The following is a 21,789-nucleotide window of genomic DNA, read 5'->3' on the forward strand; positions in this document are numbered from 1 at the left end:
GCGATCTCGACGACGCCATTCGCGTTCAAGATGCCGTAATGAGGCTCTGCGGCGAGCGGCCTTGCGGCGCCGCCGATGATGGCGATAAATGGACTGCGAATAGCGGTCCGCCTACGCGCCGTCCGCCAGCCAAGAGGAAGCCCATGCAGCCACTGCGGATGTCGCGCCGCGTCATGAACCTTGCTTACATGCTGACCCAGAATGCGCGGCGGCACGGGTCGCGGCCGGGTTTCGTGTGGGGCGATAGATCATGGAGCTGGCGCGAGATCGACGCGCAGACCTCCGCGCTCGCAGCGGCGCTTGCCGCGCGCGGCATCATCAAAGGCGACCGTGTCCTCGTCCATTCCAAGAATGGCGACGAGATGTTCTTCTCGATGTTCGCCGCATTCCGCCTCGGCGCGATCTGGGTGCCGACAAATTTCCGCCTGATGCCGGACGAGGTCGCCTATCTCGCGCAGGCTTCGGGCGCCAAGGGATTCCTGTGCCATGGCGATTTTCCCGAGCATGCCGCAGCCGTGACCGGCGGCGCGCTGGAGTTCATTTGGCGCATTGGTGACGGCGTGTTCGGTGAGACCACCGTTGCGCAGGCGATCAACAGGTATGCCGGTGCCAAGATCGAGAACGTCGCCGTCGAGCATGACGATCCCTGCTGGTTCTTCTTCACCTCCGGCACCACCGGCCGTTCCAAGGCGGCGGTGCTCACGCATGGCCAGATGGGTTTTGTGGTGACCAATCACCTTGCCGATCTGACGCCGGGCACCACGGAGGCGGATGCATCGCTCGTGGTCGCGCCGCTGTCGCATGGCGCCGGCGTGCATCAGTTGATGCAGACCGCGCGCGGCGCGTGCACCGTGCTGCTGCCGACCGAAAAATTCGACATCGGCGAGGCGTTCCGCCTGATCGAGACGCATCGCGTCGGCAATCTCTTCACCGTACCGACGATCCTGAAGATGATGGTCGAGCATCCCGCGGTCGACAAATTCGACCATTCCTCGCTGCGCCACGTGATCTATGCCGGCGCGCCGATGTATCGCGAAGATCAGAAGACCGCGCTGAACAAGCTCGGCAAGGTCATCGTGCAGTATTTTGGCCTCGGCGAGGTCACAGGCAACATCACCGTGCTGCCGGCGGCGCTGCACGACGTCGAGGACGGCCCGCACGTCAAGATCGGCACCTGCGGTTTCGAGCGCACGGGCATGCAGGTCTCGATCCAGGATGATGAGGGGCGTGAGCTTGGGGCCAACCAGAGCGGCGAGATCTGCGTGATCGGGCCCGCGGTGTTCGCCGGCTACTACGATAACCCCGAGGCCAATGCGAAGTCGTTTCGCAACGGCTGGTTTCGCACCGGCGATCTCGGCCACATGGACGAGGAGGGCTTTGTCTACATCACGGGACGCGCCTCCGACATGTACATCTCCGGCGGCTCCAACATCTATCCGCGCGAGATCGAGGAGAAGATCCTGACGCACCCCGCGGTCGGCGAGGTTGCCGTCCTCGGCGTGCCAGATCCAACCTGGGGTGAAGTTGGCGTTGCCGTTTGCGTTGCGCGCGAAGGTGCAAAGCCCGTGAGCGAGGCGGAGATGGCCGCCTTCCTTGGCCCCAAGGTGCCGCGCTACAAGATGCCGAAGCGCTTCTTCTTCTGGGAGGCGCTGCCGAAGTCGGGCTATGGCAAGATCCCCAAGCGGATGGTGCGTGACGAGCTCGAGGCGCGCGGCCTGCTCGATCTCGACAACAAGCAGGCGGGCTGAGCGCAGATCATGCGGAGCATCAAGCAGCCGGGCACACCGGTCGCGGAGCGCATCCAGTGGGTGGAGGCGAGGGGACGGGCCTTTTCGTTCAGGCTCGAGGCCGGCATGCCGCTGCTGGAAGCCGCGCGCCGCGGCTTTGCGGCGCAGGGGTTTGCAGGCGGCGTGCTCAACTTCGGTCAGGGCGCGCTCGGCCCGTTCGCCTACGTGATGCCGGCGCTGTCGAAGACTTCTGAGAACGCTGCGTTCTACAGCGAGACCTTTCGCCCCCAGGGCGTGACACGGGTGAAGCTCGGCAGCCTGACGCTGGGCAGGCGCGACGGCGCGCCGTTCTTTCATTGCCACGGGCTCTGGACCGAGGCGGATGGCCGCGCCAGCGGCGGCCACATGCTGCCGGAGGAGACTGTCGTCGCCGAGCCGTTCGAGGTTGCAGCGTTCGGCATCGACGGCGCGGTGTTCACGGCGGAGCCGGACGGCGAGACCAATTTCAAGCTGTTCGGGCCGGTGGCCGCTGAGGCTAGCGGCGCGCGCAGCACTGCCCGCGCCTTCGCATTGCGGCTGCGGCCAAACCAGGACTTCGCTGGGGCTCTCGAAGGCTTTTGCCGGGAGCACGGCATCGCGCGTGCGAAAATCCATGGCGGCGTCGGCTCGACCATTGGCGCGCGCTTCGTCCATGGCGGTGTGACCGAGCCGTTTGCGACCGAGCTGGCGGTAACGGCCGGCGCGATCGCCCCGGGACGCTCTGGTGCGCTGGAGGCGGAGCTCGATGTTGCCCTGGTCGACTACACCGGCGGCCTCGCCGAGGGCCGCCTCGTCCGCGGCGACAATCCCGTGCTGATGACCATGGAGCTGGTGCTGGAGGCACTGGACTAGGGCACGACCGGGGCTTGTGGCCGGGCGAAAATGCCACTTCCCTGTACATATTGTTCCTGTTATGTTCCGGTCGATGACCGGATCTGACAGCAACTGGGGACTCGGATATGGGCAGAAGAGGCAATCGCACGATCAATTTGCCCGCTCCCTATTTGAAACGAGTCTGGCTTGAGCCGTCGAAGATATCCAATCGGGAATCTTATCCGTTTTGCCTTCCCATCTTCGCCGATGACTTCGAGCTCAGCTTTGAAGCCCCCATCACCATCATCGTCGGAGAGAACGGCACCGGGAAATCCACGATCCTGGAGGGCGTTGCGGCGCTTGCCGGCTACGACGACGCCGGCGGCGGCAAGGGTTATATGCCGGTCGATCACTCCCAAGCGCTGGAGAAGATGGGTGGTCAATTGTCGAAGGCGCTGCGCGCGAGCTGGCTGCCCAAGATCACCAACGGTTGGTTCTTTCGTGCCGAAAGTTTTTTCACAGTTGCGAGATATCTCGATCAGGCTGCGCGCGACGTCGGCGCGGTTGGCCCTGACTTCCTCTCCCACTCGCATGGCGAAGGTTTCCTGCGCTTCTTCGAGGAGCGTTGCCAGCGCCAGGGCATCTTCATCTTTGACGAGCCGGAATCCGCGCTCTCGCCGGCGCGCCAGATCGAATTCCTGAAGCTGCTGCGGCGGATGGAGGACTCCCGCATCTGCCAGGTCATCATGGCTACGCACGCGCCGATGCTGATGGCCTATCCCAATGCGACCTTGTTGCGACTGACCAAAGGCGGACTGGAGCCGGCGACCTTATGGGAGATCGACCATTTCAAGGTGCTGCGCGAGTTTTGCGACGATCCGGCCGGATTCATCGATACGGCGCTCCAGGACGAGTAGGGGGCTCAGGACAGGGGGGTGAACACGCCCCCCAGACCACCGGCTACCACGAGGGGCCTCGATCCCGTCGAAAACTGCGCTACGATGGCCGCAGCGTGCGTCAGTCGCGTAAGAGACCAACGATACACATTTGAGGACACGACATGAGGGTGACGAAGAGGACGGCGCTGGCCGTTGTGGCGGCGCTGGCGGTGGGGACGACGGCCCTGACGGCAGCCTGGGCGCACGGGCCGACCCGGCAGAAGGTGCGGGAATCCATCGAGATCAACGCACCGCAGGCCAAGGTGTGGGCGGTGATCGGCAATTTCCAGGACATGAGCTGGCTCGCCGGCGTCAGCAAGACCGAGGGCGAGAAGGGCAATGAGATCGGGGCGACGCGGCGGCTGACGCTTGCCGGCGGCGCCACCGTCGACGAGGAGCTCTATAAGTTCGAGCCCGACATGATGAGCTATTCCTACCGGATCACGGCGGTCGACGTGAAGGTGCTGCCGGTCACCAACTATTCCTCGACGCTGACGGTGTCGCCAGCGCCCGAAGGCAAGACGAAGCTGGAATGGGCCGGCGCGTTCTATCGCGGCTTTCCCAACAATGACCCGCCGCCGGAGCTCAGCGACGAGGCCGCGGTGAAGGCGGTGAGCGGGCTCTACAAGGGCGGCCTCGAGGCGCTGAAGAAGAAGATCGAGAGCGGAAGCTGAAGCGTGCGCGTTCTGGTGTTGGCGGCGCTGGCCGCCAGCTTCGCGACGGGGCTCGGCCGGGCCTCGGCCGAGGAGGCGTTCGTCACCAACCAGCTCAGCGACGATCTCACGGTGGTGGATCTCGCGACCTCGCGAGCCGTCGCCACCATCGCGATCGGCGGCAAGCCGGCGGGCGTGGCCGTCTCCGCCGACGGTCGTTTCGCCTATGTGACGAGCCCTGATGGCAAGGCGTTGACTGTGGTCGATGCCGCGGCGCGCAGTGTGGTTGGCCGGGTCGACGTCGGCGGCGGCCCGCTCGGTATCGCCGTGGCGCCGGATGGCAAGGTCGTCTACGTCGCCGACTGGTACGCGGCTGCGGTGCGCGTGATCGACCCGCAGGCGGAGGGCGTCGTGGCGAGCATTGCGGTCGGCGCCTCGCCCTCCGGGCTTGCGGTGACGCCGGACGGGAAATTGCTCTTGTCGGCGGATCGCGACGACGACAACGTCTCCATCGTCGACACCGCGACGCGCGAACGGCGCGCGGTCGTCAAGGTCGGCACGCGGCCGTTCAGCGTTACCATCGATGCCGATGGTAAGCGAGCGTTCACGGCGAATGTCGGCTCGAACGACGTCTCCGTGATCGATATCGCCGAGGCGCGGGAGACCGGTCGCGTGCCGGTGGGCATGCGGCCCTATGCCGTGGCGCTGGCTTTGGGCCACGGCTTCGCCACCGACCAGTATGGCGGCACCGTCAGCGTGTTCGATCTCGCGACGCTGAAACCCGTCAAGCGCATCAATGTCGGTGACTATCCGGAAGGCATCGCCGCGACCGCCGACGGCAAGCGCATCATCGTCGCGAATTGGGAGAGCAACACCCTCAGCATCATCGATGCCGTCGAGCTGAGGGTGATCGGCGAGGTCAAGGTCGGCGACGGCCCGCGCGCGTTCGGGGCGTTTCTCAGGCGAACTGAGTAGGGGACGGTAGCCCCGGATGAGTGAAGCGACGTGCGGGAGTAGTGATCCCGAATATCGCTGCACTGATCCCGGCTACGACACGCATCACGCGTTTGCCGTGCGCAATCCCCGTCGCCACGGTGTGACGGTGACGCCGTGCGCGGCATCGAGCACATGCGCTTCACCTGGATTCATCCCATGCGCCGCAAGCACCTCATGCGGTGTCCGCTCAGGCACACCGACGAAGCAGCCTTCGCCGCCGGGCAGGCGCACCTGCGGGGCTTCCGAGAGCCAGAAGGTGTCGTAGCGGTCCATGAACATGTCGAATACGACGGGGCCGCCGATGATCGCGACCGTGCCCGAGGACACGTCGGCGAAGGCGCATGCCTCCTCGAAGCTCGCGCCAAGCGGATTCCACAGTGTCGCATTCGGCATCTCCGGATCGACCGCGAGCGCGGCGATCTTGCGGGTCAGGATCAGCCGCTTTCGCTTGGGCGAATTCGGCTGTCCTTCATGCGAGTGTCGGCCGTGCACGATCAGCGCGGCACGATCGAGCGACTGCTCGAAGAACCTCTTGTCGCCCTCGAACTTCAGGCTGTCGGGCATGACGTGGCGCGCGTCGGCAAGCATGCCGTCGGCGGAGACGATGACGTAGCCTTCGAAACGGAAAGACAACGGCGCGACTATTCCGAGACCGTCGTCACCACGCTGTTGACCGGGCGCTGGCTCACCGTCGGCAGCTTGACGTCCTTGAGCAGCTCCTGGTCGTATTCGGGCAGCGTCGACACCGGGCTCTTCGCGCGCATCGCCACGACCTTGTAGCCGCCGGCCTTGAGCTGCTGCAGCAGCGCGGGCAGCGCTTCGGCGGTGTGCTTCTGGAAGTCGTGCATCAGGATGATGCCCTTGCCGAGCTTGGTCAGCTTCTTCATCACGGTGTCGATCACCTTCTCGGGCTTGGAGGCCTTGAAGTCGAAGGAGTCGAGATCACAGGAGAAGATCGCGATGTTGCGGTTGCCGAGATAGGTGACCATCTCCGGCGGATGTTGCAACGCCGGGAAGCGGAAGAACGGCGAGGGCGAGATGCCGCCGAGCGCCCATTTCACTGCGGAGAACCCCTTCTCGATCTCGTCCTTCTTCTGCTGGTCGGTGAGCTTCTTGTTGTTGAGATTGGCATGAGACCAGGTGTGCGCGCCGACGGTGTGGCCGGCCGCGTAGACCTTCTTCAAGATCTCCGGCTCGTAGGTCGAGTGCTTACCGATCGGGAAGAAGATGCCGGTGGTGCATTCATCGGCCAGCGCCTTCAGCACCGCGGGCGTGTTGTTCGGCCAGGGACCGTCGTCGAAGGTCAGCACCACCTCGTGGTCGCGCAGGAAGTCGAGCTCCTTGAAGTGCTCGAAGCCGAACCCCGGACCACCCGTGGTGTCGATCTCGACGGTGCGGGCGACGCCGAGCGCATTGGGATTGCTGCAGGCGGCGCGTGCTGGCTGCGCGCCTTGTGCCGCCGCTGGCGAGCTGGCGGCCGCGGTGGGAGCAGGGGCCGCCGCCGGCGCTGCGGCGGGGGCGGCTTGCGTGGCTGCCGCGGGCTTCGCGGCCGGGGTCTGCGACCATGCGGCGCTCGCCATCGCAAGAGAGATTGCGCTCGCCAAAATAAGTCCTGCCGCAACACGCATGATGTTGTCCTCGATAGAATGATCCCGTTGTTCGGCCGTAGCTTTTTTGCCGCTGTCCGAACCTGTCCGCCCCAGACAATCCTAGCCTAGATGGTGGGCCATCGCCAATGCAACGGCTGTTTCGCCCCGCCGGGCAATTGTGCCCAAGCACGTGAGATCGGCTCAGCTATCGGCAAGCGACTTGGCGACGGCCGTCTTGACGCGGGTGTCGGTCGGGTCGACGGCCGAAGCGAAAACCTCGGCGATGTAGCCATCGCGGCCGATCAGGTATTTGTGGAAGTTCCAGCGCGGAACCTCCTTTGGTCGAGCATCCGCGGCCCATTTGTAGAATGGATGAGCCTTGGGACCGATCACGACAGCCTTGGCGGCGATCGGGAAGGTAACGCCGTATTGGTGATGAGCGGTCTCCGAAATCTCCGTCACGCCGCCCGGCTCCTGGCCGCCGAAATCGTTGGAGGGCACGCCGATGATGGTCAGTCCACGTTCGCGGAACTGGCTCCAGAGTTCCTGAAGGCCGGCATATTGCGGAGTATAGCCGCAGAGCGAAGCCGTGTTGACGATCAGCAGCGGCCGGCCGGTGAAGGACGCAAGCCGGATATCGTCGCCCGAGAGCGCGGGGAAGGAGAAGGCGTAAGCCGAGATCTTGCTCATCGACCCCTGCGCAAGTTGCGCGAGTCGCGACGGGGCTCGTGAGCGCGGCGAGCGCTGCGGTGAGCATTGTCCTGCGGTTCAGCATGGCAACGTCCCCCAAGTTGATCCGGGGACGGATCATACTCCGGGCGCGTGACCAAGCGTGCTCAATACCGCGTTATGCGCGCCACAGCGCAATTAGCGCAGACGAACGATGAAATCCGTACCTTCGCCGGTTTCGCCCTGATTGATGCCCTGGTCGGAGACGATGATCGAGCTGCCTGTAGTCAGCATCTCGTTGATCTTCGCCATGGTGTCGGCGGCGATCGAGATGCGGTCGAGCGCCTCGGCCGGACTATCCGGCGAGATCACGGGCTTGGCGGCGATCGGGATGACGGCGGCCATGCGCTGGCGGCGCGTCATGCGGCTGTCGTCGCCACGCTCCACCGAGCGGACGGCGACGGGCATCGACACCACCGACCAATGCAGCGCGTTGGCATCGCTCTTGTCGGCTTCCGCGGTGAAGACATGCGTGCCGAGCGGACGGTCGCTGGCCGCGATCGTCACGGGCGCTTCGAACAGCGGCGAGAAGTTCTGCCGCACATAGACCTTGGAATCCTTGCGGCTGATGAAGACCGCGATCTGCCCCGCGCGCTTCGGCGGCTCGGGCTTTGCGGCTGGCGCGGGCTCGGCGACGCGGGTCTGATCCTTTTTCGCATCGGCGGTGGGTTGTGCAGGCGTCGGCGCCGTTCCCGCAGCATCGGGCTTCTTGACCTCGGTCGCTTCGGTTTTTGCAGGTTCAGGCTTGGCGGTCGCCTCGTCCGATTTCGGTTTTGCCGGTTCGGATGCGTCGGCGGTTTTCGCACCGTCCGTCTTTGCGTCTTCGTTGGGAGCTGCCTTGTCGGCGGAGGGTTCCTCGCGCGCCATCGCGTTGCCGATGGTTGCGTCCGATATCACGGTGTGGCCGACGGTCGAGCGCAGCTCCATCGCCGGCGCGGCGCTCACACTCCTGACCTCGGTGGCCTTGGTCTCTTCGGCCTTGCTCTCAGAAGACTTTGCCTCGGGCGCGTCTTTGTCCGCCTTGTCGGCGACCGTCGTCGTTGGCTGCTGATCCAGGCTCGCCGCGGGTTGCGGCGGCACGCGCAGGCTCGCGAGCAGGGGATGCGAGAAGCTGTGCGGCGTCATCTCGCCGGGCGTCACGATCACGCGCGCGCCCATTTTCGTCCAATTCCACATCTTCACCGCGAACGCCATCGGCATGCGGATGCAGCCATGAGAGGCGGGATAGCCGGGCAGGACGCCGGCATGCATGGCGACACCCGACCAGGTGATGCGCTGCATGTATGGCATCGGCGCGTCGCTATAGATGTTGGAATGGTGGAATTTGTGTTTCTGGATGACGCTGAACACGCCCATCGGCGTGGGATGACCCTTCATGCCGGTCGACACCGGCGATTCCGCGAACACGCCGTTGGAATCGTAGACCGTCACCCTCTGCCGGTCGATCGAGATGGCGATGACCAGAGGCCCTTGCGGCTTGGCGCCGGTCTCCTTCTCCGCGGTCTCTTTCTTGTTCTTGCCCAAGACAGTGCCGCGTTTGAGCGGCTTCGGGCGAACGAGCTTCGGTTGCGGCTGGTGGTAGTAGTAAGAACCGTCGGTATAGTCCGACCAGTAATACATCGCGGCTTCCGCATGGGTCGTGGTGCCGATCGCACCCGCCGCCGTCAAAATGGCGACCCGCCACAACTGCGCCCTTGCGGCAGAAGAACTGGTCACGCTCACGCTATTCATCCTCGAATCCGTATTCCAAATCAGTAGTTAGTCTCGCAAAGGGGATACGCGTTCACCAGCAGACCGGTTCAGCTATCAGCCAATTTTGTCCAAGCCGTAGCAAAAAAGCCTCACAGACCAGTAAACAGCAGCCGCGTGGGCAGGCTGGTCGCCTTCCTGATCAGCCCTCCCATCCCTACATTGCGGTGACTTGTTACCGGAGAACTTCATGTCATCTCGTTTCCCCGGTCTTTCAGGCATGTGCTTGAAAGGCCTCGCTTTATTCCTCCTGCTAATAGCCTTGCCGACCAGCTTTGCCCAAGCCGCCGACGAGCCCGATCTGATCTTCCGCCGCTCCACCGTGTTCAAATGGCTGAGCCCGAACGACAAGCTCGCGACCTATGGCCTCGACGATCCCGAGGTCGAGGGCGTGGCCTGTCATTTCACGGTGCCGGAGAAGGGCGGCTTCAAGGGCTGGCTGGGGCTGGCCGAGGAGGTCTCTGACATCTCGCTCGCGTGCCGGCAGGTTGGTCCTATCAAGTTCAAGGACAAGCTGGAGCAGGGCGACGACATGTTCCGCAAGCGCCGCTCGCTGTTCTTCAAGAGGATGCAGATCGTGCGAGGCTGCGATACCAAGCGCAACGTGCTGGTTTACATGGTTTATTCCGACAAGCTGATCGAGGGCTCGCCAAAGAATTCGACCTCGACCGTGCCGATCATGCCGTGGGGGCCGACGGATACCAACATTCAGAAGTGTGGCGACTTCTTCACTCAGTAACGAGACTGCGGCTGAAGCGCGGCTTTGCGAGATGCGAGCCGGTTAGCCGCACAAACGCCTGCGGTGCCACCTCGTAACCACGGTCGGATTGCAGCGCCATCGCGCCGGTGGCGCTGCGCTGACCCTGTCTCTCGTTGGCGCGATCCTGGTCCACGTCGCGTCCAATTGCGCGATCTCTCGCCATCATGATGGCCATCCCTCAACCCGAGCCTCGGTTTGTGCCGGGCTTATTGCTGTTCGAAGGCTTCCGTCGTCGCTGGAACGTCCCCGGTTCAGCGAAACTTCGCGCTTCTTTGCGCTCCTCTTCAGCAGAGAAACGTAAAATGCGTGTGAAGCGTCTGCCTCGGGACGGTGACCGCGGGCCGCGCGCCGCGGCTGTGGGAGAGTCGGAGGGGGCCGCGAAGCAGCGGTTGGCCGCCAGACGAGTTGACTGAAATTATTGGGTTTTTTGACCCAATGTTTCGTCGCATGCGCGCCGACGAAACAATTCTCACGAAGATGAAACCATTTTCCCATTTTGGCGCATCACGGACGAAACGGCCCATGGTTATGACCCAACCAGCGGTAGCGGCGCACAGCCGCGGGGAACTGGAGACTTTACATGCGGGCGCTCAGCTTCATCCTTGCTTTCGGCTTTGTCCTCGCCGGGTCCTCGCTGGCTGGAACGAGCGACAGCGGACTGCCGGGCGTCGGGACCTTTGCCTATAGCGGCTCGCCGGTTGGGGCCAAGGTGTCTCTGCCGATCGTGATGGCCGCGCGTATCTGATTGCAAGAATCTGATTGCAAGAAAAAAGACCAGTAGGATCAAGAAAAGCCAATCATGTTTCGCATCTGCGCCGCAGCTTTCCTCGCGTCCCTGCTTACGATCACCGCAGCCCAGGCTCAGGTGCGCTCTCCCAACAGGTTGCCGGATCCGCGCACCGACTTCGTGCGCCAATGTGCGCCGCACATGCTAGGGCGCTGGGCACATCCGGAGGAAGTCTGCGGTTGCCTGCATGATCATGCCGCCGCCGTTGTCGAGGACCGCGACCTGCGCGAGGCGCTACTTCGCGGCATCAGCGAGACCGGCGTGCCGACCATCGAGAACGAATGGGTGCCGGTCGCCAAGCAGTCCGAGATCGGACCGACCTTCACCAAGATCGCCAAGCCGACCCTTCAGTGCATGTTCGACCCGGCGAAGTAGTCCGCAAGCTATTTCGACTTGGGTCCAAACCGAGGCACACAGGTGCGGGTCGCCGTGATGCCGCTTTCGGTCATCTTCGCACCGCGCACTTCCTTGATCTGCCCGGCTGGGCAGGTGCCGTCATCGACCATCACGCGCTGGCCAAGCCGCAAGCCGACGATGTCCTGCTCGCGTCCCACCGTGCCGGCGTGCGCCAGCGTTGTTGTTGACAAGGCGAACAGCGCGCACACGCACATCGCGCGAAAATGGGTCATGACGAAAATCCCGGCCTCGATTTGGCGATGTTAGAAAGCCGCGCGCGATTCTCATAGTGAACCTTCGTCACGCGCGCCGTGTCGGCCTTTCGCTGCCGCGAAGCGCGGCCAGCGATTGCTTCGCGAGCTTTTCGGCTGATGCCACAAGTTGCGGAACCGAATGGCCGGAAAAGCCGAGAACGAAACCGGGCAGGGGACGGGTGCGCGCATAGGTGTCGGCGAGCAGCCAGCCTTCCGCGCCGGCCGCTTGCTTGGCCCGCGAGGCGACACGCAATTCGACCGATGGCTCGAACTGCGCGACCAGATGTAGGCCTTGCGAGGGGACGGGAACCGACAGCCGTCCGTCGGACGCGACCTCAAGCGTCGCAGCCAGTGCATCACGCGCTTCGCGATAAAGTTTTCGCACGCGCTTCAAGTTCGCGGCGAAGGCGCCGGAATTGAGCATGTCCGCGACCGCGCCTTCCATCAGCGTACCGGGAAAGCGGTCGAGCGCGGCCCGCGCGGTCGCGACCGGCCCGATCAGGCGCTCCGGCAGCGCGCAATAGCCGATGCGCAGGCCGGGAAACAGCGTCTTGGCAAACGTGCCCATGTAGATTACGCGCTCGAGCTGATCGATGCCGGCAAGCGACATCAGCGGCGCGCCGTCATAGCGGAACTCGCTGTCGTAATCATCCTCCAGCACGAAAGCGCCGGCCTCTTTCGCCCAGTCGAGAAGCTCGAGCCGGCGCGGCATCGACATCTGCACGCCCAGCGGAAACTGATGCGACGGCGTGACATAGGCCGCACGAGCCCTGGGTGCCACCGTCCGCCCCTTGGCGACGCGCAGGCCGTGCTCGTCGACCGGCACGGAGACGGCGCGATAGCCGCAATGGAGCATCGCCGCGCGAGCGGTGGGGTATCCGGGATCCTCGCACCAGATCTGGTCGTTGGTTTTGAGGATCGCGCCGAGCACGATGCGTAAGCCGTGCAGCGTGCCTGACGTCAGCATGATCTGGTCGGGATCGCAGCGCAGGCCGCGCGCGGCGAGCAGATGATCGGCAACCGCGACGCGCAGCTCGCGGCTGCCGCGCGGATCACCATAGTGCAGATGTTCGCTGCCGAAGGCGCGCATGCGTCGGCCGATGAAGCCGCGGAAGCGCGCCAGCGACCGTTCGTCGATATGGGTGCAGCCGAGCGCCAGCGTGCCCTGCCGCGGGGCCTCGACTGTGATCTTCACCCTGCGCGCATCGCTCGCGCGCGAGGGAATTTTCGCGGCGACGAACGTCCCCGAGCCGACGGTCGCTTCTGCAAATCCATCGGCGATCAGCCGCTCATAGGCCGTGACAACGGCGTTGCGCCGAAAGCCGGTCTGCTTCGCCAGCGTCCGCGATGGCGGCAGCGGCTCGCCAGGCCTGACCAGGCCTTCCACGATCGCGTGGCACAGTGCCTGGTAGAGGCGGTGCGCGGAGGAGGCGCTCGCCGTGATGTGCGCTCCCGCGAAATCGAGTGGCAGCTCGGTCTTGCGCGGCGGGGCTTTCGAAGACTGTTTGAAATTGGTCGGAATTTTTCGCATGGAATTGGAACTATCGCAGACCAAACCCTTCGCTACAACCCTCGTTGAGATCCGCCAATCCCAACTGGAGCAGCCCGTGTCAGAAGGTCAGACGTCCGCGTCCTATCCGATCTCCCAGCGCAACCGGGTGAAACGCCTGCATGAGCGCGGCGCCTACGATCACGCCACCGTCCACCGCATCCTCGACTCCTCGATGCTGTGCTACGTCTCCTATGTGATCGATGGCCAGCCCTATTGCACGCCGACCTTCTTCTGGCGGGAAGGGACCAAGCTCTATTGGCACGGCTCCAGCGCGAGCCGAATGCTGCGCAACCAGTCGGACGGCCAGAGAGTCTGCCTGACCGTTGCACATCTCGACAGCCTGGTGCTGGCGCGCTGCGGCTTCAACCACTCGGCGGACTATCGCGCCGTGATGGCCTTCGGCACCGCGCACCTCGTTACCGATCCCGACGAGAAACAGCGGGCGCTGGTCGCCATGGTCGATCGGCTTTATCCCGGGCGCACTGCGGGTTTGCGTCCGGCGACCACGCAGGAGATCAAGGCGACAGCGTTCATCGCAATGCAGATCGAGGAGGCGTCGGCCAAGATTCGCAGCAAGGGGTTTGGCGACGACGAGGAAGACTACGCACGGCCGATCTATGCGGAGCGCATTCCCATTCGAACTGTGCTTGGCGCCCCCGAGCCTTGCAAGCGCCTGCTCGACGGCGTCACGCGGCCAGCGATGCTGAATGGCTATTCGGAAGGCCGGCTGCTCGAAGATGCATTGCTGGATGCCTATTTTCAGGAGTACCCGGAGGGCTGAAATCGGCTAGCTTCGCGGCGCTCTTTGAAAGCGGATTGGAGTTGCCAGCATGAATGCCGAAACGCAGCGGAGGATTCTCGACGCCGTCGATGCCGGCTTCGAGGCCCAGCTTGCGACCACGCGCGACTTCGTCGCGATCCCCTCGACCCGCGGCGCTGAGGGCCCCTGTCAGGACATGATGGGCGACCTCCTGCGCGCGCGCGGCTACGAGGTCGACGACTGGCATATCAATGTCGACGAGCTCAAGGATCTGCGCGGCTTCGGTCCGATCGAGCACGATTTCTCCAAGGCGCGTACGGTGGTCGGCACCTACCGCCCGCAAACGAGCGGCGGCAAATCGTTGATCCTGCAAGGCCATTGCGATGTCGTGCCGGCGGGGCCGCTGGAGCTCTGGGACACCCCGCCATTCTCGCCCGCCATCAAGGACGGCAAAATGTATGGCCGCGGTGCCTGCGACATGAAGTCCGGCACCATCGGCGCGCTCTACGCGCTCGATGCGATCAGGGCCGCGGGCTTCAAGCCGACGGCGCGGATCCATTTCCAGTCCGTGATCGAGGAGGAGAGCACCGGCGTCGGCGCGCTCTCGACGCTCCAGCGCGGCTATCGCGCCGATGCCTGCTTCATTCCGGAGCCGACCGGCGGCAAGATGGTGCGCTCGCAGGTCGGCGTGATCTGGTTCCGCCTGCGGGTGAAGGGCCATCCGACCCATGTCGCGTTTGCCGGCTCCGGCGCCAATGCGATCATGGCCGCCTATCATCTGATCCAGGCGCTGCAAAACCTCGAGATCGAATGGAACGAGCGCGCGAAGAGCGATCGCCATTTCAAGACGCTCAACCATCCCATCAACTTCAACCCCGGCATCATCAAGGGCGGCGACTGGGCCTCCAGCGTGCCGGCCTGGTGCGACGTCGATTGCCGCATCGCAGTACTGCCGGGCTGGTCGATCGCCGATCATCAGAAGGAGATACTTGCTTGTGTCGCGGCTGCGGCGCGCAACCACCGCTTCCTCGCCAACAATCCGCCGGAGGTGGAATGGTCCGGCTTCCTGTCGGAAGGTTATGAGCTGACCAACGCGGCTGGGCCTGAAGCCGCCTTCGGCAGAGCGTTCAACGCCGTCTATGGTGGCACGGTCGAAGATCTCGTCTTCACCGCGCTCACCGATACCCGCTTCTACGGCCTCAACCACGGCATCCCCAGCCTCTGCTTCGGATCCTCCGGCGGCGAGATTCATGGCTTCAACGAATATGTCGATCTGGAGTCGCTGAAGAAGTCGACCAAGGCGATGGCGCTGTTCATTGCGGAATGGTGCGGGGTGGAGAAGGGGTAGCGTTCTCTCTCCGCGTCATTGCGAGCTTCGTAGGGTGGTCAAAGGCGCCCTTGCGCCGTGCCCACCACCTTTCCAGGATTGCGGCCCAAGTGGTCAGCACGCTTCCGCCTTCGCTCTTCGAGCTACGGCGGACAAGTCGCTTTGCCCACCCAACAGGCGCAACCAATTGCTTTAAGCTTAAAGTAAAGACTAGGACCGGCGCCCTGCCGGTGGCACACTGGCAACCTGTCGCCGGCGAATCCTCTGGGAGTAACAATGCGCGATTGGGATGATGCTTATGCCAACTCGGCCCACGTGCCGGGGTCCGACAAGCTGCCCGCGCTGTGGGCCGAGCGCGCCGCGGCGTATCGCGCGGAACTGAAGGCATTTCGCCCCGACATCGCCTATGGCTCCGGCGAACGCCAGCGCCTCGACCTGATCCTGCCGGGTGGCGACACAAAAGGCCTCGTCGTCTTCGTCCATGGCGGCTACTGGATGCGGTTCGACAAATCATCATGGACCGATCTTGCCGAAGGCGCGCGACACCACGGCTGGGCCGTGGCGCTGCCGAGCTACACGCTGACGCCGGCCGCGCGGATCTCCGACATCACAGCCGAGATTACGGCTGCCATCGCCACCGCGGCCGCGCTCGTGTCCGGACCGATCCGGCTCGCCGGGCATTCGGCGGGCGGCCATCTCGTCACCCGCATGCTATGCGACGATAGCCGACTCGAGCCCGCGGTCTATAACCGCATCGCAGCGACGCTGTCGATCAGCGGGCTGCACGATCTGCGTCCGCTGCTGAAGACCAAAATGAACCTCACGCTTGGCATGTCGATCGAGGAGGCAACGCTCGAAAGCGCAGCGCTGCATATGCCGCGCGGGCACGCGCCGCTCACCGCATGGGCCGGGGGCGCAGAGCGTCCCGAATTCATCCGTCAGGCCGAACTGATGGCCAACGTTTGGACCGGTTTTGACGTGCCGACGCGTCTCGTGATCGAGCCCAGCTACAACCATTTCACCGTCGTCGACGGGCTCAAAGACCCCTCGTCAAAAATCACTGCGAGCCTGGTTGGCCTGGAGTGATGGAGATCGATCGGAGAGCGGATGTCATGACCAGCAACGACTACGATCCCACCGCCGAAGGCGCCGAGACCGATTTCGCCCGGCGCATGTCCTACGGCGACTATCTTCAGCTCGATGCGATTCTCGGCGCGCAGCATCCCCTCTCGGATGCGCATGACGAGATGCTCTTCATCATTCAGCACCAGACCTCCGAGCTCTGGATGCGTCTTGCCATTCATGAGCTCAGCGCCGCGCGACGCGCCATCGCGCGTGACGAGGTCTCGCCGGCAATGAAGATGCTGGCGCGTGTCTCGCGCATCTTCGAGCAGCTCAACAACGCCTGGGATGTGCTGCGCACGATGACGCCGAGCGAGTACACGCACTTCCGCTCCAGGCTAGGGCAATCCTCGGGCTTCCAGTCGAGCCAGTACCGCCTGATCGAATATCTCCTCGGCAACCGCAATCACGCGATGCTCAAGCCCCATGCGCATGACGCCGAGGTCACGCGGCTTTTGGAGGGGGAGCTGGCGACGCCGAGCCTCTACGACGAGGTGCTGCGCCTCGCCGATCGCAAGGGGCTCGCGATGCCGCCTGCCGTCCTGGCGCGTGACGTCCGCGAGACGCACAGCCTCAACGAGGGCGTGCTGGAGGCGTGGCGGCGGGTCTACGAGGCGCCGGAGACGCATTGGATGCTCTACGAGCTCGCCGAAAAACTCGTCGACTTCGAGGATTATTTCCGCCGCTGGCGCTTTAATCACGTAACGACCGTCGAGCGTGTCATCGGGTTCAAGCGCGGCACCGGCGGCACCGGTGGCGTCAGTTATCTCAAGCGCATGCTGGAGGTCGAGCTGTTTCCCGAACTCTGGCGCGTGCGTACCATTCTTTGAGCAAGCCATGACCAAGACCCGACTTCGCGTCTATGACGACACCAGGGCGCTCTTTCATCTGCCCGAGGGCGTGATCTATCTCGACGGCAATTCGCTCGGCGCGCTGCCGCTCGGCGTTGCCGAAAAGGTCGACCGCGTGATCCGCCGGGAATGGGGCAATGAGCTCATTCGCGCCTGGAATACGGCGGGCTGGTATGTGCAGCCGCGCAATGTGGGTAATCGCATCGCTCGGCTGATCGGCGCGGAGGCGGGCTCGGTGATGATGGGCGATACGCTCTCGCTCAAGGCCTACCAGGCGCTCGCCGCTGCGCTCGACATGAACCCTGAGCGCAAGATCGTGCTCTCCGACACCGGCAATTTCCCGACCGATCTCTACATGGCCGAAGGCCTGATCGCGACGCTTGGGCGAGGGCACCAGTTGCGCCTCGTGGCGCCGGAGGCGGTCGAGGCTGCGCTGTCCGAGGAGATTGCGGTGCTCTACCTCACCGAGGTCGACTACCGCACCGGTCGCCGCCATGACATGGCGAAGCTCACTGCAAAAGCGCATGCGCTTGAAATCGTGACCGTCTGGGACCTCGCGCATTCGGCCGGCGCGCTGCCGGTCGATCTCGCGGCTACGGCTGCCGACTTCGCTGCGGGGTGCACCTACAAATATCTCAACGGGGGCCCTGGCGCGCCGGCTTTCCTCTATGTCGCGCCGCGCCACGCCGATCAGGCACGTGCCGCGCTCTCGGGCTGGATGGGCCACGCAAAGCCGTTTGCCTTTGATCTCGGCTATGCGCCCGCGGGCGGCGTGGAACGCATGCGCGTCGGCACGCCGCCGGTGCTCGCGATGGCCGCGCTGGAGGCTTCGCTCGACATCTGGGACCGCGTCGATCTTGGGGAAGTCCGAGCCCGCTCGCTGGCGCTCGGCGATCTCCTGATCGCGGAGGTCGAGCGCCGCTGCCCGCAACTCAGGCTGGTCACGCCGCGCGCGCACGAGATGCGCGGCTCGCAGGTCTCCTTCGCCTTCGACGGTGGCTATGCCGCGATGCAGGCGTTGATCGCCCGCGGTGTCATCGGCGACTTCCGCGCCCCGGACATCATGCGCTTCGGCCTCACGCCGCTGTATATCGGGGAGGACGAGATGATGAGGGCAGCCGAGATCATCGAGGAGGTGATCGTTGGCGAAGTATGGAGGCGACCGGAATATCAGGTCGTGAATGCGGTGACGTGAGAGGTAGGCTATCTTCCCAAGCTCAACCGTCATTGCCCGCGAAAGCGGGCGATCCAGTATTCCAGAGGCGGTGACGGGATGCGGAGAAGACGCAGCGTACTGGATGCCCCGCCGGAGCCTGTCATCGGGCTCGCCGAAGACGAGACCCGGTGGCGGGGCATGACGGCGGTAATGCTTCAACCGGCCTTGCGCGGCTTGGCGCGCGCTGCCGCCGGCGCTTTCTTCTTCGCCTTGCCCTGATTGTATTCGATCGCTGCGCGCACGAGCTGCTTCAGCGCCCGCGTGTTGATCTTGTCACCCTCCAGGAAGTCGATCGCGCGGCGCTCATTGCCTTCGAGGCCGGCGTTGAAGAGTTTTTCGGGATCGGCGAGACGTGCTCCGTACATGAAGGTCAGCTTCACCTTGCCCTTGTGGGCATTGGCGACCGCGATGATGCCGTCACGCTCCCACACAGGGCTGCCCATCCATTTCCATTCCTCGATGATCTCGCTGTCGGCATCGAGGATGGTCTGGCGCAGGCCCGCAAACGTCTTGCCGCGCCAGTCGGTGATCCCGGCGATCAGTTGGTCGATCTTTTCCGATGGAGTCATTTGAGTTCCTGTGCTCCGAAATCTGGTCCCGTTCTACGCCAGGCAAGCGATCGCCATCAGCCGCTGCGCCATTTGGTGGCATAGGGCAGGGCGAACAGATAGAGGCCGGAGAGCAGAAGCAGGATGAGCGGGAACAGTGCCAGGAGGCCGATCCAGATCGCCTGCTTCTCCAGTCCCATGGCGAGGACATTGATGAGGACAGCCACCGTGAAGCCAAGCGACAGCCAGCGGTGAACCTGCCGAATCCACATGTTCCAGTTCAATGAGACCTCCTGTCCTACAACGCGGCGTCAGTCTGCTTGCGGCAGAACCTGCTCGAGCTTTTCCAAAAACCGCTTCCATCCGGCATGTGCGCCGCCATAGGCCTGCTTCTGGTCCGGACGGAATCCCACCTGCTCGACGCGGAGCAGAGTTCCGCCGCGCATCGGAGTGAGAGTGAAGGTCACCACGCTCTCCAGATTGTAGGCTGCGTCCTGATGCGCAAAATTCCAGGTGTAGGCGAGCGTCTTGTTCGGCTCGATTGTGAGGACCTCGCAGTCGAGCACGCCGCCCCACTCGCCGGTGAGGTGAAAACGATGGCCCACCGCCGGCACAAAATCGTTCTTCATCAGCCACTCCGAGATCAGATGCGGCTGCGTCAGCGCGCGCCAGAGCTTCTCGGGCGGATGTGCGAACTCGCGCTCGACGACGACGGAACGGGTCTCGGTCTTGCTCATTGGTCCATCCTCTTCAGGAGATCTTCGAGGTCGTCGAACCGGCTTTGCCAGAAGCCGGTCATCTTGCTGGTCCAATCGATCAGCGGGGCGAGCGCGCGAAGCTGCGCGCTGTAATGGGTCTGGCGGCCCTCGTGGCGGTCGCGCACGAGGCCGGCCTGTTTCAATGCCATCAGATGCTTCGACACCGCCGGTTGCGACACACCGGCCCGCGCGGTCAAGGCGCCAACGGTCTGCTCGCCATGACGGCACAGCCGTTCGAAGATAGCCCGCCGGGTCGGATCGGCAAGGGTTCGGAACAGCACATCGTAGGTGGTGGTCATGTCAGAGTTATAACTCGTTGGTTATGGATCGACGTATAACTGGTTGGTTATGAATTTGTCAAGTGTGGGACGCGCCCGACGTCGCTCACGCGCCGCGAAGGAACAGGTCCTTTTTTGAATCAATTGAAGCCAGACGCGACAGCTCCGGTCGCACCTCCGCTCGGGCCGGATGGCTGGCCTGCACGTTTCCGCATGGGTTGTAAGTTGACTCGCTCTGCACGCCGGCGCTGAGTTAGGCCCAAGGCATCGCTGCCGAGGGACGAGCAGACGTGCCGGCAGGAGGGCGGAAATGTCTGACGTGCGCAAGCCTGGTGGCATCTTCATTGTCTTTGTTTGGCTCGTCGCAATTGGCGTGAGCCTTGTTGCTTCATCGCTTGCACGGGCCCAGCAAGGGCCCGCGATCTTGTTCCAGAACGTCCGCATCTTCGACGGCAAGAATGGCGCGCTCTCCGCGTCGTCCAATGTGCTCATCCGCAATGGCAAGATCGAGAAGATCTCGGCCGCGCCGCTCACCGCGGACGCGCAGGCGATCGATGGCGGCAATCGCGTGCTGATGCCGGGCCTGATCGACGCGCATTGGCACGCGATGCTGGTGCGCCCGACGCCGGCGGCTGCGATTGCGGGCGACGTCGGCTATCTGAATTTGCAGGCGGCCGCGGAAGCCACAGCTACGCTCATGCGCGGCTTTACGACCGTGCGCGACATGGGCGGGCCGAGCTTCGGGCTCAAGCGCGCCATCGACGAGGATCTCGTCGCAGGTCCGCGCATCTATCCCTCCGGCGCGATGATCACCATCACCGGCGGTCATGGCGACTTCCGGCAATTGTCCGACCTGCCGCGCACCATCGGCGGCATGCTGAGCCGCATGGAGCTGATCGGCGGCAGCATGGTCGCCGACAGTCCGGACGAAGTTCGCGTGCGCGCCCGCGAGCAGCTCATGCAGGGCGCCTCGCAGGTCAAGCTCACGGCGGGCGGCGGCGTGGCCTCGCCGTTCAGTCCGCTCGACGTCTCGACCTTTACCGAGCCCGAGTTGCGCGCCGCAGTCGAAGCGGCCGAGAACTGGGGCACCTATGTCGCCGTACACGCCTACACGCCGGTGGCGATCCAGCGCTCGATCGCGGCAGGCGTCAGATGCATCGAGCACGGCCACCTCATGGACGAGGCCTCGGCACGCCTGATGGCCGAGAAGGGCATCTGGCTGAGCACGCAGCCGTTCCTCGATCTCGCCGGCGCCGCCGCGCTGGGGCCCTCGGAGCAGGACAAGATGCGCCAGGTGGTAACCGGTACGGAGAGGGTCTATACGCTGGCGAAGAAGTACAAGATCAAGACCGCCTTCGGCACCGACGTCCTGTTCTCCAAGGCGCTAGCCGAAGGGCAGGGCGCGATGCTCGCCGATCTCGCCCGCTGGTACACGCCCGCCGAAGCGCTGGCGATGGCGACCTCGACGAATGGCGAGCTGTTGAGCCTGTCCGGCCCACGCAATCCCTATCCCGGCAAGCTGGGCGTGGTCGAGGAGGGCGCTTTGGCAGACCTGCTGCTGGTCGACGGCAATCCGATCGAGAACATCAAGCTGGTCGCAGACCCCGCGAAGAATTTCGTCGTCATCATGAAAGGCGGGAAAATCTACAAGAATGTGCTGGCGGGCGATAAGAGGTAAGAGGATCGGTACTCTGTCGTCAGTCGTTACAGGCAAATGGCGCCTCAATCTCTGCGTCATCGCCCGCGAAAAGCGAAAGCGGGTGATCCAGTATTCCAGTGGCCGTCGTGGGATATGGAGAAGCCGCGGCGTACTGGGTCGCCCGGTCAAGCCGGGCGACGACATCGAGAGTATGGTGCGCGCACGCGCCCACACTTCGTCATTGCGAGCGCAGCGAAGATTCCATGGGGAGTGGATAGCGACCGGGTCTGAGGCCAGACTGAGGTTGC

At 64.1% G+C, this 21,789-nt stretch carries 24 protein-coding genes and 1 pseudogene; 14 read left to right on the top strand and 11 right to left on the bottom strand.

Going from position 1 to position 21,789, the window contains the following annotated elements:
* Positions 1-143: 143 nt before the first annotated feature.
* The 5 genes from SO139_RS34495 to SO139_RS34515 all read left to right on the top strand — a co-directional run bounded on the left by SO139_RS34495 (position 144) and on the right by SO139_RS34515 (position 5,145).
* Entirely contained in the window at positions 144-1,748 is a 1,605-nt protein-coding gene (locus tag SO139_RS34495; protein ID WP_449381974.1) for an acyl-CoA synthetase, read from the top strand.
* Positions 1,749-1,757: 9 nt separating this feature from the next.
* Positions 1,758-2,618 (top strand): PCC domain-containing protein, encoded by an 861-nt coding sequence (locus tag SO139_RS34500; RefSeq protein ID WP_498541405.1) that lies wholly within the window; start codon positions 1,758-1,760, stop codon positions 2,616-2,618.
* 107 nt (positions 2,619-2,725) lie between these two features.
* On the top strand, positions 2,726-3,496 hold the full coding sequence (locus tag SO139_RS34505; RefSeq protein WP_449381972.1) for an AAA family ATPase: 771 nt from the start codon (positions 2,726-2,728) through the stop codon (positions 3,494-3,496).
* Positions 3,497-3,639: 143 nt separating this feature from the next.
* Positions 3,640-4,191, top strand: coding sequence for an SRPBCC family protein (locus SO139_RS34510; protein WP_449381971.1), 552 nt, complete (start codon positions 3,640-3,642; stop codon positions 4,189-4,191).
* 3 nt (positions 4,192-4,194) lie between these two features.
* Positions 4,195-5,145, top strand: a complete 951-nt coding sequence (locus tag SO139_RS34515; protein ID WP_449381970.1) for a YVTN family beta-propeller repeat protein — start codon at positions 4,195-4,197, stop codon at positions 5,143-5,145.
* An 84-nt stretch (positions 5,146-5,229) separates the two neighbouring features.
* Here the strand turns inward: SO139_RS34515 and SO139_RS34520 are convergent, their stop codons facing one another.
* From SO139_RS34520 to SO139_RS34535, 4 genes and pseudogenes are all read right to left on the bottom strand, one after another.
* Positions 5,230-5,799, bottom strand: a complete 570-nt coding sequence (locus tag SO139_RS34520; protein WP_449381969.1) for a dihydrofolate reductase family protein — start codon at positions 5,797-5,799, stop codon at positions 5,230-5,232.
* Between the two features lie 8 nt (positions 5,800-5,807).
* The gene (locus SO139_RS34525) at positions 5,808-6,794 is read right to left on the bottom strand and encodes a polysaccharide deacetylase family protein (protein WP_449381968.1); all 987 of its coding nucleotides are present in this window, start codon (positions 6,792-6,794) and stop codon (positions 5,808-5,810) included.
* 162 nt (positions 6,795-6,956) lie between these two features.
* Positions 6,957-7,530, bottom strand: a pseudogene (locus tag SO139_RS34530) (glutathione peroxidase).
* 92 nt (positions 7,531-7,622) lie between these two features.
* Positions 7,623-9,215: a L,D-transpeptidase gene (locus SO139_RS34535; protein ID WP_498541406.1), complete on the bottom strand. Its 1,593-nt coding sequence runs from the start codon at positions 9,213-9,215 to the stop codon at positions 7,623-7,625.
* 208 nt (positions 9,216-9,423) lie between these two features.
* Between SO139_RS34535 and SO139_RS34540 the strand changes: the two genes are divergently transcribed.
* Positions 9,424-9,972, top strand: a complete 549-nt coding sequence (locus SO139_RS34540) for a CreA family protein (protein WP_449381965.1) — start codon at positions 9,424-9,426, stop codon at positions 9,970-9,972.
* Here the strand turns inward: SO139_RS34540 and SO139_RS34545 are convergent.
* Positions 9,962-10,159 (bottom strand): hypothetical protein, encoded by a 198-nt coding sequence (locus SO139_RS34545; protein WP_449381964.1) that lies wholly within the window; start codon positions 10,157-10,159, stop codon positions 9,962-9,964. The genes SO139_RS34540 and SO139_RS34545 overlap by 11 nt on opposite strands.
* A gap of 414 nt (positions 10,160-10,573) precedes the next feature.
* Here SO139_RS34545 and SO139_RS34550 point away from each other — a divergent pair, with 414 nt between their 5' ends.
* Both SO139_RS34550 and SO139_RS34555 read left to right on the top strand, forming a co-directional pair.
* On the top strand, positions 10,574-10,738 hold the full coding sequence (locus SO139_RS34550; RefSeq protein ID WP_449381963.1) for a hypothetical protein: 165 nt from the start codon (positions 10,574-10,576) through the stop codon (positions 10,736-10,738).
* Between the two features lie 51 nt (positions 10,739-10,789).
* Positions 10,790-11,155: a hypothetical protein gene (locus tag SO139_RS34555; RefSeq protein WP_449381994.1), complete on the top strand. Its 366-nt coding sequence runs from the start codon at positions 10,790-10,792 to the stop codon at positions 11,153-11,155.
* A gap of 8 nt (positions 11,156-11,163) precedes the next feature.
* Here the strand turns inward: SO139_RS34555 and SO139_RS34560 are convergent, their stop codons facing one another.
* Together SO139_RS34560 and pdxR are read right to left on the bottom strand one after the other, a co-directional pair.
* Positions 11,164-11,409, bottom strand: a complete 246-nt coding sequence (locus SO139_RS34560) for a DUF6719 family protein (protein WP_449381962.1) — start codon at positions 11,407-11,409, stop codon at positions 11,164-11,166.
* A gap of 67 nt (positions 11,410-11,476) precedes the next feature.
* Positions 11,477-12,961: a MocR-like pyridoxine biosynthesis transcription factor PdxR gene (pdxR, locus tag SO139_RS34565; RefSeq protein ID WP_449381961.1), complete on the bottom strand. Its 1,485-nt coding sequence runs from the start codon at positions 12,959-12,961 to the stop codon at positions 11,477-11,479.
* Between the two features lie 76 nt (positions 12,962-13,037).
* Between pdxR and SO139_RS34570 the strand changes: the two genes are divergently transcribed.
* The 5 genes from SO139_RS34570 to kynU all read left to right on the top strand — a co-directional run bounded on the left by SO139_RS34570 (position 13,038) and on the right by kynU (position 18,237).
* On the top strand, positions 13,038-13,763 hold the full coding sequence (locus SO139_RS34570; protein ID WP_498541407.1) for a pyridoxamine 5'-phosphate oxidase family protein: 726 nt from the start codon (positions 13,038-13,040) through the stop codon (positions 13,761-13,763).
* A gap of 49 nt (positions 13,764-13,812) precedes the next feature.
* Positions 13,813-15,090 (top strand): ArgE/DapE family deacylase, encoded by a 1,278-nt coding sequence (locus SO139_RS34575; protein WP_449381959.1) that lies wholly within the window; start codon positions 13,813-13,815, stop codon positions 15,088-15,090.
* Between the two features lie 255 nt (positions 15,091-15,345).
* The gene (locus SO139_RS34580) at positions 15,346-16,155 is read left to right on the top strand and encodes a hormone-sensitive lipase (RefSeq protein ID WP_449381958.1); all 810 of its coding nucleotides are present in this window, start codon (positions 15,346-15,348) and stop codon (positions 16,153-16,155) included.
* Between the two features lie 26 nt (positions 16,156-16,181).
* A complete protein-coding gene (kynA, locus tag SO139_RS34585) occupies positions 16,182-17,021 on the top strand; it encodes a tryptophan 2,3-dioxygenase (RefSeq protein ID WP_449381957.1) in 840 nt (279 codons plus the stop codon).
* Positions 17,022-17,028: 7 nt separating this feature from the next.
* The gene (gene kynU / locus SO139_RS34590; RefSeq protein WP_449381956.1) at positions 17,029-18,237 is read left to right on the top strand and encodes a kynureninase; all 1,209 of its coding nucleotides are present in this window, start codon (positions 17,029-17,031) and stop codon (positions 18,235-18,237) included.
* A gap of 176 nt (positions 18,238-18,413) precedes the next feature.
* On the opposite strand, the gene SO139_RS34595 is transcribed toward kynU, so the two are convergent.
* The 4 genes from SO139_RS34595 to SO139_RS34610 are packed head-to-tail and all read right to left on the bottom strand — an operon-like array spanning position 18,414 to position 19,863.
* Positions 18,414-18,827 carry a DUF1801 domain-containing protein gene (locus SO139_RS34595; RefSeq protein ID WP_449381955.1) on the bottom strand — a complete coding sequence of 138 codons (414 nt, stop codon included), beginning with the start codon at positions 18,825-18,827 and terminating at the stop codon, positions 18,414-18,416.
* Between the two features lie 56 nt (positions 18,828-18,883).
* Positions 18,884-19,090: a hypothetical protein gene (locus tag SO139_RS34600; protein WP_449381954.1), complete on the bottom strand. Its 207-nt coding sequence runs from the start codon at positions 19,088-19,090 to the stop codon at positions 18,884-18,886.
* 27 nt (positions 19,091-19,117) lie between these two features.
* Entirely contained in the window at positions 19,118-19,543 is a 426-nt protein-coding gene (locus tag SO139_RS34605; RefSeq protein WP_449381953.1) for an SRPBCC family protein, read from the bottom strand.
* Entirely contained in the window at positions 19,540-19,863 is a 324-nt protein-coding gene (locus SO139_RS34610; protein WP_449381952.1) for an ArsR/SmtB family transcription factor, read from the bottom strand. Before SO139_RS34610 ends, SO139_RS34605 begins: the two co-directional genes overlap by 4 nt.
* Positions 19,864-20,152: 289 nt before the next feature.
* Here SO139_RS34610 and SO139_RS34615 point away from each other — a divergent pair, with 289 nt between their 5' ends.
* Positions 20,153-21,520: a metal-dependent hydrolase family protein gene (locus SO139_RS34615; protein WP_449381951.1), complete on the top strand. Its 1,368-nt coding sequence runs from the start codon at positions 20,153-20,155 to the stop codon at positions 21,518-21,520.
* The last annotated feature ends 269 nt before the right edge of the window (positions 21,521-21,789 follow it).

It is taken from the genome of Bradyrhizobium sp. UFLA05-89 (assembly GCF_059803475.1).